This window comes from Methyloversatilis discipulorum, from assembly GCF_000527135.1.
Classification (GTDB): Bacteria; Pseudomonadota; Gammaproteobacteria; order Burkholderiales; family Rhodocyclaceae; genus Methyloversatilis; species Methyloversatilis discipulorum.
Genome location: NZ_AZUP01000001.1, coordinates 533884 through 547872, shown reverse-complemented (window position 1 = coordinate 547872; position 13989 = coordinate 533884). Strand labels below are relative to the sequence as shown.

The 13989-nt window shown below is 66.5% G+C and carries 10 protein-coding genes and 1 tRNA gene; 4 read left to right on the top strand and 7 right to left on the bottom strand.

The features are described 5' to 3' along the window. Positions 1-212 precede the first annotated feature (212 nt). The 4 genes from METFAM1_RS0102480 (at position 213) to METFAM1_RS0102465 (ending at position 4031) form a co-directional block, all read left to right on the top strand. On the top strand, positions 213-968 hold the full coding sequence (locus METFAM1_RS0102480; protein ID WP_232419622.1) for a hypothetical protein: 756 nt from the start codon (positions 213-215) through the stop codon (positions 966-968). Positions 969-1078: 110 nt separating this feature from the next. Beyond that, positions 1079-1900, top strand: coding sequence for an FxDxF family PEP-CTERM protein (locus tag METFAM1_RS0102475; RefSeq protein WP_019917946.1), 822 nt, complete (start codon positions 1079-1081; stop codon positions 1898-1900). 91 nt (positions 1901-1991) lie between these two features. Next, on the top strand, positions 1992-2783 hold the full coding sequence (locus tag METFAM1_RS0102470; RefSeq protein WP_019917944.1) for a trypsin-like serine protease: 792 nt from the start codon (positions 1992-1994) through the stop codon (positions 2781-2783). A 237-nt stretch (positions 2784-3020) separates the two neighbouring features. Beyond that, a complete protein-coding gene (locus METFAM1_RS0102465) occupies positions 3021-4031 on the top strand; it encodes a PEP-CTERM sorting domain-containing protein (RefSeq protein ID WP_019917943.1) in 1011 nt (336 codons plus the stop codon). 73 nt (positions 4032-4104) lie between these two features. On the opposite strand, the gene METFAM1_RS0102460 is transcribed toward METFAM1_RS0102465, so the two are convergent. From METFAM1_RS0102460 to acs, 7 genes are all read right to left on the bottom strand, one after another. Further along, on the bottom strand, positions 4105-5556 hold the full coding sequence (locus METFAM1_RS0102460) for a sigma-54-dependent transcriptional regulator (RefSeq protein ID WP_019917942.1): 1452 nt from the start codon (positions 5554-5556) through the stop codon (positions 4105-4107). Further along, positions 5531-7015 carry a sensor histidine kinase gene (locus tag METFAM1_RS0102455; RefSeq protein ID WP_019917941.1) on the bottom strand — a complete coding sequence of 495 codons (1485 nt, stop codon included), beginning with the start codon at positions 7013-7015 and terminating at the stop codon, positions 5531-5533. Before METFAM1_RS0102455 ends, METFAM1_RS0102460 begins: the two co-directional genes overlap by 26 nt. A gap of 526 nt (positions 7016-7541) precedes the next feature. Further along, positions 7542-7631 (bottom strand) — tRNA-Ser (locus METFAM1_RS0102450). Positions 7632-7802: 171 nt separating this feature from the next. Next, a complete protein-coding gene (locus tag METFAM1_RS0102445) occupies positions 7803-9872 on the bottom strand; it encodes a sodium:solute symporter family protein (RefSeq protein WP_019917940.1) in 2070 nt (689 codons plus the stop codon). 2 nt (positions 9873-9874) lie between these two features. Beyond that, complete coding sequence (locus METFAM1_RS0102440; protein ID WP_019917939.1) at positions 9875-10135, bottom strand: DUF4212 domain-containing protein; 261 nt, start codon at positions 10133-10135, stop codon at positions 9875-9877. A 172-nt stretch (positions 10136-10307) separates the two neighbouring features. Then, positions 10308-11792 carry a DUF294 nucleotidyltransferase-like domain-containing protein gene (locus METFAM1_RS0102435; protein WP_088178175.1) on the bottom strand — a complete coding sequence of 495 codons (1485 nt, stop codon included), beginning with the start codon at positions 11790-11792 and terminating at the stop codon, positions 10308-10310. A gap of 57 nt (positions 11793-11849) precedes the next feature. Continuing rightward, positions 11850-13820 carry an acetate--CoA ligase gene (gene acs, locus METFAM1_RS0102430; protein ID WP_024300394.1) on the bottom strand — a complete coding sequence of 657 codons (1971 nt, stop codon included), beginning with the start codon at positions 13818-13820 and terminating at the stop codon, positions 11850-11852. Between the last annotated feature and the right edge of the window lie 169 nt (positions 13821-13989).

The window sequence follows — 13989 nt, the reverse complement described above, 5'->3', positions numbered from 1 at the left end:
ATACAAGTCATTGTTTTGCAATATTTTTCAAAGTGAAAACATCCCAAGCACTTGGGGGCATATATCCCTGAAGGAATCGCGTTTCACCTCCTAGTCTGCATAAGTCCATGCCAACGGGAAGGGCGGAGCCGGTCGCGGTTCCGGCAGGCAGCGGACACCGATCCGGCGGGCAGACCGCGCCGCCGGCCCATGTCTCGTCAGGAGGAATAACGATGCGAAGAACCTTGCTGTCCGGTGCACTGCTGGTCGCCTGCGGTGCGCTGTCCGCACCGGCGATGGCCGATTTCGTCACGCTGAACATGTCCGGCGCACTGGTCATGACCTCGTGCAACCCGACGCCCACCTGCCGCACCAGCGCATGGCCCGGCTCCAACCCCGGCGGCTATCTGCTGCTGAACGCTCGGCGCACCAACATCGTCGTGAACGCGGTGACGGTGGGCAAGGTGCTCGACCGGGTGTGGAAGAAGCCCTTTTCCAACACCTACGTGTTCGCCACCCGCGTCATCCTGAACGACAGCGACTGGGGCACCGGCTACCCGTTCGAAGTCGATGACATCTTCCGCTACGGCTTCTCCGGCAGCGCCTCGCTGGCGGCCGGCTGGCGCAATGCGCGGGTCAGTGACCAGGCGATCGACCAGGTCGGCCGCACCAGCGTCGGCCTGAACGAAGGCGAAAAGACCTTCGACCTCGGCGTGGTCGACTTCTTCTCGCCGCTCTTCGTCCAGATCCCGGAAGAAGGCGGCGGCGATGACGACGACGATGAGGAAGAGGTCGCCGGCGGCGAGGACGAGGACGAAACCCTCGACACCGGCTCGCCCGGCAAGGTGCGCACCGCCTGGTACTACGTCCGCACCACCGCCAGCGGCTACCAGCTGAACGCCAACGCGATCCGGCTGTGGAACGCCGGCGAAAGCGAGGGTCAGGAGCAGACCTCGCTGTGGTTCAGCGGCTTCGTGCCGACCCACTGAGCGCAGATCGCAGCCGGCGGCATTGCCGTCGGCCTCCATCGCAACAGAAATCAGCGTATCGGGGCCATCCGGTTCCCGTTTCAACAGCCTGTCCACTCAAGGAGAGCACCATGAAACATCGCCTGATCTGCGCCGCCGGCGCACTCGCCCTGGCCGGCGTCGCCGCCCCCTCGCACGCCGCCTTCGTGTCGCTGCCATCGACCGGCACCATCATGCAGGTGTGCGGCGACAGCGGCACCGGCAACTCGACCAGCGTCGCCTGCGGTGCTGGCTCGGTGTCCACCGCGACCTCCGGCTTCAGTCTGCTCACCAGCACCACGCGCACGCTGACCGCCGGCACCACGACGGTCGGCAGCCTGTCCGACCGTGTGTACGGCGACGGCGCCGGCACCTACATCTTCGGCATGCGGCTGGACATGAATGCCAGCGTGTGGGATTCGACTGGCTTCAGCTTCGAAGTGAACGACGCCTTCCGCAGCGGCTTTGCCAGCGCGACGAGCGTGCAGGGCGGCTATTCCAAGGTCGATATCACCGGGCCGGTCACAGACGAATACGCGCGCTCGATCGGCCGCTCGGCCGAAGGCATGAACGAGCCCGGCATCGGTACCTACGACGCCGACTGGGTGCGCTTCGAGACCGACGTAAACGTGGACGACCCGGATGGCAGCAGCCCGGGCACCTCGGCCTGGTACTGGGTCAAGATCACCGGCGCCAACGGCTGGACGACGGGCGAAGAAGCCATCCGCCTGCTGGAAGGCGGCGAGGAAGACCAGACTGAGTACTCGATCTTAGTGTCGGGCTATGTGCCGACCTATGCCAGCGCCCGCCTCGCGGCGTCGGCACTGGCGCCGGTGCCGGAGCCGTCCGAGTACGCAATGTTCCTGGCCGGCCTCGGCGTCCTCGGCTTCGCTGCACGCCGTCGCATGCGCTGAGCGCAACGTCCGGTCGCCGCGCCCGCCGCGGCGGCGGCCGGTTTTTTGCTTTGCAGCCACACGCCCTTCGCACACTCAACCCGAGGCCACGATGTACCGATCCCTGCTGCATGCGCTCGCTCTCTCCGCCGCCCTGTTGCTGGCGGCGCCTTCGTACGCCCTCAACGGCGGCAGCCCTACGAACGCCTTCAGCCACCTTGGCACGGTCGGCAGCAACGGCCTGGACGGCATCCTGATCGCGCCGAACTGGGTGCTGACCGCGGCCCATGTCGCGCACAGCGGCACCACCTTCCAGTCAGCCTACGGCAGCGCCACCATCGACGCCGCCTACGTCGCGCCCGGCGCCGCCTTCCCGAGCCATGACATCGCCCTGCTCCACCTCGACACACCGCTCGACGCCCCGCTCTTCCCGACCCTCAACGCGACCGTGATCGACTTCGCCGCCGCACCGGCCGGTGCCGAGGCGACGGCGGTGGTTGCGGCGCGCAGCGGACAGAACAGCCTTGCCTACACCACGCTGGTCGATGCCTTCGAAACTGCTGTCGACGACGACGGTGCGCAATTGACCGTCTGGTATATCGCAGTCGGCCCCGCCTCCAACGGCAACGTGCTGCTGCAGGGCGGCGACAGCGGCGGTTCGCTGTTCGCCGGCCAGGCCGACGACAGCAGCGGCCTGCTGATCGGCATCGCCTCCGCCAGCGACGGGCAGCTTTCCTATTTCGTGCAGCCCGGCGCCTACCGCGCATGGCTGGACAGCACGATGGCGACCGCCGGCCAGAGCGCCCTCTGGAGTGCCAGCCCGGTGCCCGAACCGGCGCCCGCACTGCTCTGGCTGGGCGCCCTGCCACTGCTGATCGCCAGCGCGCGACAACACCGGCGCTGAGTACACGACGGTCAGCAGAGGTGGTTGTGATCGACCACCCTGCATGACATCAACCACCGCCGGCAAGGCTCCATACGCACGGAGCATTCGGCCACTGCGCGCCGGGCCGCGTCGCACAGCGCAACGGTGATTCGCTCCCGCGGAAGGAACGGAATTTGCGTTGTGCCGCATGAAGTCATGACTGCGCGCAGCCACCCCTTGCGCGGCACACGTATCCAACAAACAGGAGGACAGACCTTGAACAACTTCCGCAGACTGGCACTTGCGCTCGCATTAGGATCGACCTTCGGCAGCGCCCACGCCTACGTGAACATCGTGTTCGATTACAGCTACGACAGCAGCGGCTTCTTCACCGCCGACCGCAGGGCGACGCTGGAGCAGGCCGCACAGGCCTTCGAGACACGGGTGTTCGACGACCTGACAGCCATCTCCTCGACCCCGGGTGGCAATGGCGTCGTACTTAATCTGGGCCCCCTCGGTAGCTCGAACGTCGGACAGCAGGTCACGAACGCCAACATCGCCGCGAAGGAGCTCCGCATCTACGTCGGCAGCAACAGCAATGGCGGTCTGAACTATGAAGAGAAGATTCCCGTATCGGCCGTATCAGGTGGCATGGGCCTCACGCCGACGACCACCGACATGGGCTATGGCAACGCCGCCTTCTCGCGCGGTCAGACGGGCTGGCCGGACAGCGAATCCGGTACCTGGGGCGGCACGCTGAACTACAGCAGCAATGTCAGCTGGTACGCCGACACCGACGTCAGCACGACCGAATCCTTCGCCGGGCAATGGGATCTCTACACGGTGACGCTGAAAGGGCTGGTCAGCATCCTGGGCGCCGCCGACGACGGCATCGACACCGGCTGGCTGTCGCTGATCAATGGCGTCGGCAACTTCAACGGCGCAAAGGCAAAGGCCGAATACGACGTGCGCAACAGTCGCGGCATTCTGCAAGCGGTGCCGCTGGAGGAGGTCTTCTCCGCCAGCACCCGCCTCCAGGCGAATATCCAGGGCGAGCTGGACGACGGCAGCATGCAACTGGCGCTGCTGGCCTGGGGGCTGTCCATGGGCGAGCGACGCCATATGACGGAACTGGACTACGCCATCCTCGACGACATCGGCTGGGACGTCACCGGCTTCACCGAAATGCCCAACACGCCGCCGGTGCCGGAACCGCAGACCTGGGCCATGCTGGCTGCCGGTCTCGGCCTGATCGGCCTGCAGGCGCGGAAGAAGATGCACGGCTGATCGCGCCGTCGCGTAACGAAGGGCTCCGCCAGGGCGGAGCCCTTTTCATTTCCGGGCCTGCGGCCGGCGCCGTTCAGTCCTCGACCGCGCCGCGCAAGCCGTGTTTTTCGATGCGATAGCGCAAGGTCATCCGGCTCACGCCGAGCCGACGCGCGGCCTCCGACACATTGCCGCGCACGCGGTCGAGCGTGCGTTCGATCAGCCAGCGCTCTGCCTCGTCCAGCGTCATCGACGCGAAGGGCACCGCGGCGGCCTCGGCGCCGGCGGCGCCGACCGACGGCAGGCCGAGGTCGGCCGCGCCGATATCCCGTCCCTGGCACAGCAGCACAGCACGCTCGATCAGGTGCTTCAGTTCGCGCACATTGCCCGGCCAGTGGTAGCGCTGCAGCGCCGCCAGCGCGACCGGGTCGAAGCCAGGCTGGTCGAGCGCGTAGCGGCGCGCCGTCTGTGCGGCGAAGTGACGGGCCAGCAGCGTCACGTCGTTGCCGCGCTCGCGCAGCGGCGGCATGGTCAGCGTAACCACGTTGAGCCGGTAGTAGAGGTCGGCGCGGAACTGCCCGGCGGCGATCATCGCCGGCAGGTCGCGGTTGGTGCCGGCGACGAAGCGCGCGGCAATCGGCCGCTCGCGCACCGAACCAACGCGCCGCACGACGCGTCGCTCGATCACGTTGAGCAGCTTGGCCTGCATGTCCAGCGGCAGTTCGCCGATCTCGTCGAGGAAGGCGGTGCCGCCCTCGGCCGCTTCGAGCAGACCGGCGCGCGCGCCCTGGGCACCGGTGTAGGCGCCCTTCTCGTGGCCGAACAATTCGGCTTCGATCAGTTCGCGCGGCAGCGAGGCGCAGTCGATCTGCACGAAGGGACGGTCCTGCAGCGGCCCGGCGCGATGCAGCAGGCGCGCCGCGACGTCCTTGCCGGTACCGGTTTCGCCGACGATGAGCACGGTGGGCGGCGGTGCGAAGCTGCTGCCGGTCAGGCCGGCCAGCGCCACCACCTGTTCGCGCGCCGCCCGCATGGCCGGGCTGTCGCCGAGCAGCAGCGCGTTCTCGCTGACCTGGCTGTGATGGCTTTCGCGGCTGCGCGAGTAATCCACCTTCTGCCGCAGGCCGGCGGTGCGCAGCACGCGCTCGACCACCAGTTGCAGCTCTTCCAGATCGACCGGCTTCTTCAGATAGTCGGCCGCCCCCAGCTTCATCGCCCTGACCGCGTCCTCGACTTCGCCGTAGGCGGTCAGCACGACCACCGGCGCAGCACGATTGTCGGCATTCAGTTCGGCCAGCAGGTCGAGGCCGTGGCCGTCCGGCAGACGCAGGTCGAGCAGTACCACGTCGGGCGCAAAGCCGCCCAGCGCCTCGCGCGCCTGCAGCAGCGTCGTCGCGTGCTGGCAGGCGTAGCCGGCGCTGCCGAGCCGGCGCGTCACCGCGCGCGCAAACAGCGCCTCGTCCTCGACCAGCAGCAGGCGCGCCGCGCTGGGCGGCGCCGGCGGCAAGGTTTCGTCGACGTCAATCGTTCCAGGGTTCGACAACATGCGCTTCCTTCGATGGCAGCACCATGACCGCTTCGGTGCCGGGGTCGTGATGGATGAATTCGAGCCGGCCGCCATGCACGTCGCACACCTTGGCGGCGAACGGAATGCCCAGGCCGCTGCCCTGCAGCTTGGTGGTGGCAACCGGCCGCAGCCCGCGCAACGCCGGACTGCCGTTCATGCCGCTGCCGTGGTCGCGTACCGACAGCGACACCTGGCCGCCAACGCTGGCGTGCCGCAGCACGATTTCGCCACCCGGCGACGACGCCTCGATGGCATTGATCAGCAGGCCGAGCAGCGCCTGTTCCATCAGCTGGGCATCCAGCTCGACCATGCCGCCCTCGCCCCAGCCGATGCGCCGCAGCCGGATTTCCCGTGCCTCCATGCGGTCGCGCGCCAGCTGGGCGACGGTGTCGAACAGCGCCGTCACCTGCAGCGGCACGCGCTGCGGCTGCAACGGATGCAGGTAGGACAGCAGTGAATAGGTCCACCCATCCAGGCGGTCGGCGGCGGCAATGATGCCTGCCAGCCCTTCCCTTACGTCGGCCGGCAGCGCCGCGTCGTCGATCACCTGCGCGGTGGCCCGTATGCTGGCCAGCGGATTGCGGATGTTGTGCGCCACCACCGGCACCAGCGCGCCAAGCGTGGCCTGCTTCTCGGCACACAGCAGCGCTTCGCGGCTGGCCGCCAGATCGGCCGCCATCGAATTGATCGCGTGCGACAGCCTGACCAGTTCGGCCGCACCGCGCTCCGGCACCCGGTGCTGCAGCTGCCCGCGACTGATGTTGCGGGTGGCCTCCATGATGGCGGCAAGCGGCTCGGCCACGGCGCTGCGCAGATAGCGCCGGAACACGATGAAGATGACGGTGGCCAGCAGCAGCGGCAAGGCGAGCAGCCAGGGCACCACCGCCTGCAGCACGCCGAGCCGGCGATCGACCGCGCGACGCTGTTGCTGCAGCTGGCTTTCGAACTCGCCAAGCCGCTGTTCGAAATCGTGGAAGGCGCCACGCTCCAGCTGCAGGTCGAGCCAGCTGCTCTCGGCACGCGCCGCGTCGGGCGACGCGCGCAGCAGCACTTCGCCGTAACCGCGCACGCCCTCGTAAGCCAGACGCAGCGCGTCGACGACTGTCCGTTCTTCAGGCTGTCGCACCTGCCGATAGACGAGATCGAAGTGGCGATCGATGTCGTCGGCGTAATGCGCGAACTCAACCGCCGCGCCGACATCGCCGAGAAAGGCGTGGTCGAACACCTCCTTGATCTGACGGTAGAGGCTGCCGCGCATCTCCAGTACCTCCGCGCTCATTCCGGCCAGCCGGTCGCGTTCGCCGGCGGCGTCCTGCCACAGCTGCAGTCCGCCCCAGCCCATTGCGCCGGAAAACAGCAGCAGGCCGAGATAGAACGCGGCGTAACGCAGCTGCAGTCTTTTCAGGGAATGCGCTTCACCGACGAAATGGCTGGCCAAGGCCCGGACACGCCTCATGGTTGGTCGGCGAAGACAGTGCAAGAAGCACGCCCGGAACCACACGGCGTGCGGCGATCGACGGCGACCGGCGCCGCCGTCACCCGCGGCGGCAGCGCGCGGACACCACATGACGTTGGCGAGACCTCGCTGACGCGGCCGACAGGCACCGCGAGGACGACGTCACCCGCGGAGAAACCACCCGAGGTACACAGCCGGATGGCTGATTGAAACCAGATCGTGTCATATCAACCACCATGAGAAACCGTCTGTCATGGTGGACCGACACCTCGCGGCGCGCCCGGGAAACACACCTGCATTACCGGTGAGCACCACCTTGAGCAGGTGACGTCGGCATCTGCGATGGCAAGGGATGCGTCGGCGACGACCGGGCAAACGCGCGCGCGAATTCGCGCATGGCCGGTCAAGGCGGCGCTGGCGCCCGACGCAAGCCTCCGGAACCGGAAACCGTAAACGAAAAAAGCGCCTGGAAGAATAACCAGGCGCTTGATTCGAAAGGACTTTTCAGTGGCGGAGAGGGCGGGATTCGAACCCGCGTTAGGTTTTCACCTAAACACGCTTTCCAGGCGTGCGACTTAAACCACTCATCCACCTCTCCGCGAAGACGCGAGACTATATCAGAAACCCTGCCGCTTGTTCGCACCCGGACGCGCCGCAAATGCGGTGGCCCGGAAAGCAGAAGGCCCGCTTTTGGCGGGCCTCTTGCCTTACAGGTGCCGGCTTTCGCGCGGGTTGCGCGGTCGGTCTAGGGATAGGCGGGGTCGTGCCTTCAGTGATCTACACCTCCGCCGGTCGGCGCGCTGCGCGCCGAAGTGCCGAGATTGGGGTAACGGACATGTTCGACCAGATCCTGCGTTTCGGCGTCAGGTGCAGGGGTCAGCAGGCTGACGACGATGAGCACGACAAAGCCGGTCGGAATGCCGAAGAAGCCGCTTGAAATCGATTCGATGCCGAACCAGGCGTTGCTGATGTCGCCGCCGAAGAAGGGATGGGTGATGGCCGCGTAGTAAAGGCACATGCCGAGCCCGGCTACCATGCCGGCGACGGCACCTGCCATGTTTGCCCGCTTCCAGAATACGCCGCACACCAGCGCCGGGAAGAAGGCGGAGGCGGCAATCGAGAACGCCAGGCCGACCATGAACAGGATGTTGTCCGGCTTCAACGATGCAGTGTAGGCGGCGATCAGCGCCACCACCAGCAGCAGCGTCTTCGAAATGACCAGCCGGCGCTGGGTCGAGGCGTTCGGGTCGATCACCTTGTAATAGACGTCGTGCGACATCGCGTTGGCGATGGTCAGCAGCAGGCCGTCGGCCGTGGACAGCGCTGCCGCCAGGCCGCCGGCGGCAACCAGTCCGGAAATCACATAGGGCAGGCCGGCGATTTCCGGTGTCGCCAGCACGATCACGTCGGTGTTCAGCGTCAGTTCGGCCAGTTGCAGGATGCCGTCGGCGTTGATGTCGTCTATCTTCACCAGCCCGACCTTGCCCCACGAAGCGACCCAGCCCGGCAGCGTGGAAATGGTCGAACCGACGAGGTTGTTGTACACCTCCCACTTCGCGAACACCGCGTAAGCAGGCGCCGTGAAATAGAGCAGGAAGATGAAGAACAGCGACCAGAACACCGATTCGCGCGCTTCCTTGACGCTGGGCGTCGTGTAGTAGCGCATCAGGATGTGCGGCAGCGAGGCGGTGCCTATCATCAGGCAGATCACCAGCGCGATGAAGTTCAGGCGCTTGCTGTCCGAGTCCGCCTGATCCTTGCCGGCGTGCGCTTCGGTATGCGCAAGCGGCGGCTTCGCCTTTGCTTCGGCCAGCTTGCGCGCCTCGCCCCACTTGCGGCGCGCTTCGGTTTCCGTCTTCGGAATGTTGCGCAGGGCCATTTCGGCGGCGGAGATCTGCTTGGCCGGCGCGTTGGCCGACTTCAGCTGGTCGAGTTTCGCGGTCAGCTGCGCGCGCTCGGCGTCGAGCGAGCCGGGCAGGCCCTGGATCTTCCTGTCGAAGTCATCGGCCCTGGCCTTGTACAGCGCATTGACCTCGACCTCCTTGGGCGCTGCGAACAGTTCGGTCTCCTTGACCGTGAGTTTCTGCAGCACCTGGCCGTACATCGCCTGCGGCACCGGCACGCCGGTCACCTTGGTCGACAGGATGACCACCGGAATCAGGTAGGCGACGATGAGGATGATGTACTGCGCGACCTGGGTCCAGGTCACCGCGCGCATGCCGCCAAGGAAGGAGCACACCAGGATGCCGGCCAGACCGACGAACACGCCGACCTCGAATTCCAGGCCGACGAAGCGGCTGGTGATCAGCCCGACACCGTAGATCTGCGCGACGACGTAGGTGAAGGACGCGAGGATGGCGGCGACGACGCCGATCAGGCGGGCCAGATTGCCGCCGTAGCGGGCGCCGAGGAAATCGGGAATCGTGAATTCACCGAACTTGCGCAGATAGGGCGCGAGGAAGAGCGCCACCAGACAGTAGCCGCCGGTCCAGCCCATCACGAAGGCGAGGCCCTGGTAGCCGCTGAAATACAGCGTGCCCGCCATGCCGATGAAGGAGGCGGCGGACATCCAGTCGGCGCCGGTCGCCATGCCGTTGAACAGCGCCGGCACCCGGCGGCCGGCGACGTAGTACTCGGCGACGTCGGCGGTGCGGCTCATGACGCCAATGCCGGCGTACAGCGCGATGGTCGAGAACATGAAGATGTAGCCGATCCACTGCGACGACATGCCCAGCTGTTCGGCAACCGCCAGGAAGGCGACGAACAGGAAGAAGCCGCCGGCGTACCAGCTGTACATCTTCTTCAGCTGCTGATTGAAGGTGGCCTGCGAATGCGGCATGGTCAGCGGTCCTCGCTCACGCCGTACTCACGATCGAGCCGGTTCATCACGCGCGCGTAGTAGCCGATGATGATCACATAGACGATGAGCGCGCCCTGCGCCCCCATGTAGAAGGCGAGCGGCCAGCCGAGGAAGGTGATTTCGTTCAGCGAACGCGCGAAATAGACCGGCACGAAGGTGACCAGGAACCAGATCGCCAGCAGAACGGCGGTGATGCGAAGATTCCGGCGCCAGTATTCGCGGTGCCGTTCTGACAACTGCATACAGGTCTCCTCCTGTGGCCTCGTGTCGGCGAAGTCGTCGCAACGCCTTGTTGTCGTCATGCAGATGCGCCGGCGTATTGCCGCGACACGAATACCGATGACGTGACGCACATCATGCAGTCCAATCTTACTGCCCGCTTACATCGGCTCGATATGGCGGTGCAGCATGCATTCAGGGTAGCTGCCAGTCGACACGGACGCGGTCGAGCAGACGCTGCGCCTGGACCAGCGCCTGCTTCAGCACGGCCCGGTCGAGCGCATTCAGCGCACGCGGGTCGACGCGGTTTGCCGCCGGATGCGCACCGGCTGACGCGCTCTCGCCCTGGTGCAGCAGCCGCAGTTGCTGGATGAAGAAAAAGGCGCGGATCATCGCCTCGACATCGTCGCCGGCCAGCCCGCCCTGCCGCGCCAGCGCCCGCAGCCGCGCACTGGTCGAGCGCGCTGCGACGCCGTCGCGCAGGGCCAGCAGCCGCGCGCAGTCGGCAAAGATGCGTGCGCCCCCCGCCTTCAGATCCAGTGTGTGCGGCGCATCGCGCGCGTCGTCGACGCGGAAGCGCCCCAGCAGGCCCAGCGGCACGCGTGCGCGCATCGCGTTCTGTGCCATCAGACGCAGGAAGCGGGTGCCGGCAGCCGCCTGGACCACCTGCTCCGTCAGCAGCGCGTCGGCCAGTGCGGCATCACCGTGCAGCGACCGCAGATCGAAGAAGATGTTGGCCGCGAGCAGCGCCTCGGGCTGCGGTTCGGCGATCCAGTCGACGAAGGCCTGGCGCCATTCGTCGAGCGACAGGCAACAGCGGGGCTGACCGGCCATCACGCCACCCTCGCACAGCGGAAAGCCGAGCCGTGCGAGCGCACGGTTGATGTCACCGGCGACACGCAGCAGTGCCGGTCGCACATCGTCCGCGGCAACACCGGGCGGCGTCTCGAACACCAGTCCGTTGTCCTGATCGGTGCAGAAGGTCTGTTCCATCCGCCCTTCCGAACCGAAGGCCAGCCAGCACCAGCGCACGCGGTCGAACACCGCGCCGTCCGGGTGCGCGGCGCGCACCAGATCGATGGCGCGTGCGGTCAACGCGTCGTTCAGCGCAGACAGGTGCAGCGTCAGCGCCTCGGCCGAACAGCCGTCGCTCAACTCGGCCAGGCCGAAACGACGCACCGCGCGCGCGGCGTCTTCCAGCGCGTCGATATCGCCCGCCGCGTGGATGCGACCGGCGAGCGAGCGGATGTCGCTGCGCAGCCGCGCGTACAGATCGTTCTGCGCAATCACGCCGAGCACGCGCTGGTCGTGATCGGTCACCGCGATGTGGCGCACGTCGTGGCGAGCCATCAGTCGCGCCGCGTCTTCGCCGCTGCAATCGGCGTCGAGCACATGCAGTGGGCTGCTCATTACTCGCGCTACCGGGGTGTCGAGCGACAGGCCGGGCAGTAGCACGCGCCCCGGCAGATCGGGCAGCGTCAGGATGCCGACCGCACGCCCCGCCTCGGTCACCAGTACCGAACCGACACGCTCGTCGTTCATGCGCGTCAACGCTTCGCGCAACGACGCATCCGCAGGCACGCAGACGGCTGCGCGACGGATCAGGCGATGCAGGGGAAGGTGGAGATCCGGCCCGCCGAGCGGCGGGCCGGAGGTCGGTGTGGTGTCAGCGGCACTCATCGACACCCCACCGGAACAGGCAGAGCCGCGGCGCAGGAGACGCGCCGCGGGCCCCGATCAGAGGGTTTGCGCCAGCTGATCGAGGATGGCCGGATTTTCCAGCGTCGAGGTGTCCTGCGTGATCTGCTCGCCCTTGGCGATCGAGCGCAGCAGGCGGCGCATGATCTTGCCCGAGCGGGTCTTCGGCAGGTTGTCACCGAAACGCAGATCCTTCGGCTTGGCGATCGGACCGATCTCCTTGCCCACCCAGTTGCGCAGCTCGTTGGCGATCTGCTTGGCTTCGTCGCCGGTCGGACGCGAACGCTTCAGCACGACGAAGGCGCAGATGGCTTCGCCGGTCAGATCGTCCGGACGACCCACCACGGCAGCTTCGGCCACCAGCGGGTGCGCCACCAGCGCCGACTCGATCTCCATCGTGCCCATGCGGTGACCCGACACGTTCAGCACGTCGTCGATACGGCCGGTGATGGTGAAGTAGCCGGTCTTCGCGTCGCGGATCGCGCCGTCGCCCGCCAGGTAGTAACGACCCTGGAAGTCGGCCGGGTAGTAGCTCTTCACGAAGCGGTCCGGATCACCGTAGATGGTGCGGATCATCGACGGCCACGGCTTCTTGACCACCAGGATGCCGCCCTGGCCCCAAGGTACGTCATTGCCGGTTTCGTCGACGATGGCGGCCTGGATGCCCGGGAAGGGCAGCGTGCACGAACCCGGCACCATCGGCGTGGCGCCCGGCAGCGGCGTGATCATGTGGCCGCCGGTTTCGGTCTGCCAGAAGGTATCGACGATGGGGCAACGGCTGCCGCCGACGTTCTGGTAGTACCACTCCCAGGCCGCCGGATTGATCGGCTCGCCGACCGAACCGAGGATGCGCAGCGACGACAGGTCGTAGCTCTTCGGGTGCACGGCGTCGTTCGCATCGGCCGCCTTGATCAGCGAGCGGATGGCGGTCGGCGCGGTGTAGAACACGGTCACCTTGTGGTCCTGGATCATCTTCCAGAAGCGGCCGGCGTCCGGGTAGGTCGGCACGCCTTCGAACACGATTTCGGTCGAACCGCAGGCCAGCGGGCCGTAGGTGATGTAGGTGTGGCCGGTGACCCAGCCGATGTCGGCGGTACACCAGAAGACATCGGAGGGCTTGATGTCGAAGGTCCACTTCATCGTCAGGATAGCGTGCAGCAGGTAGCCGCCGGACGAGTGCTGGACGCCCTTCGGCTTGCCGGTCGAACCCGAGGTGTAGAGCAGGAACAGCGGGTGTTCCGCCTCGACCCATTCCGGTTCGCAGGTGTCGGCCTGGCCTTCGAGCGCCTCGTGCAGCCACACGTCGCGGCCGGCAACCATGTTGCAGGCGCCGCCGGTGCGCTTGTAGACGATGACCGTCTTGCACGATTCGCAGCCGCCCATGCCGAAGGCTTCGTCGACGATGGGCTTGAGCGGGATGTTCTTGCCGCCGCGGCACTGTTCGTCGGCGGTAATCAGCATGACCGCGCCGGCGTCGCTGATGCGGTCGCGCAGCGACTGGGCGGAGAAGCCGCCGAACACCACCGAGTGGGTGGCGCCGATGCGGGCGCAGGCCTGCATCGCGACGATGCCTTCGATCGACATCGGCAGGTAGATGACGACGCGGTCACCCTTCTTGACGCCCTTCGAACGCAGCGCGTTGGCCAGGCGGCTGACGCGCACCAGCAGGTCGCTGTAGCTGACGCGGGTGACGGTGCCGTCGTCCGCTTCGAAGATGATCGCGGTCTTGTCGCCCAGACCCGCTTCGATATTGCGGTCCAGGCAGTTGTAGGACACGTTCAGCTTGCCGTCTTCGAACCACTTGAAGAACGGGCGATTGTCTTCATTCAGGGTACGCGTGAACGGCGTCTGCCAGGTCACATGCTCGCGAGCCAGACGAGCCCAGTACCCCTCATAGTCGCGTTCCGCCTCGGCGCACAGAGCCTTGTAGGCATCCATGCCGGACACGGCGGCATTGCTCACCATGTCTTGCGAGGGCTGGTACACGCGAACTTCCGTAGCTTCAGACATACAACCTCCTCCGTCATCTCAAATCTGCAAGCAGGCGGATGGAAACCGCCGTGCAACGTACGGCCTTGTGGGCCGCCGACAGGCGCAGAACTTCGCGCTCGTTTTTCTTCCATCGATTACAGCCTTTGCGGCTTACAGACCGCTTACGCTCGCGGACCGAAGCTGCAAG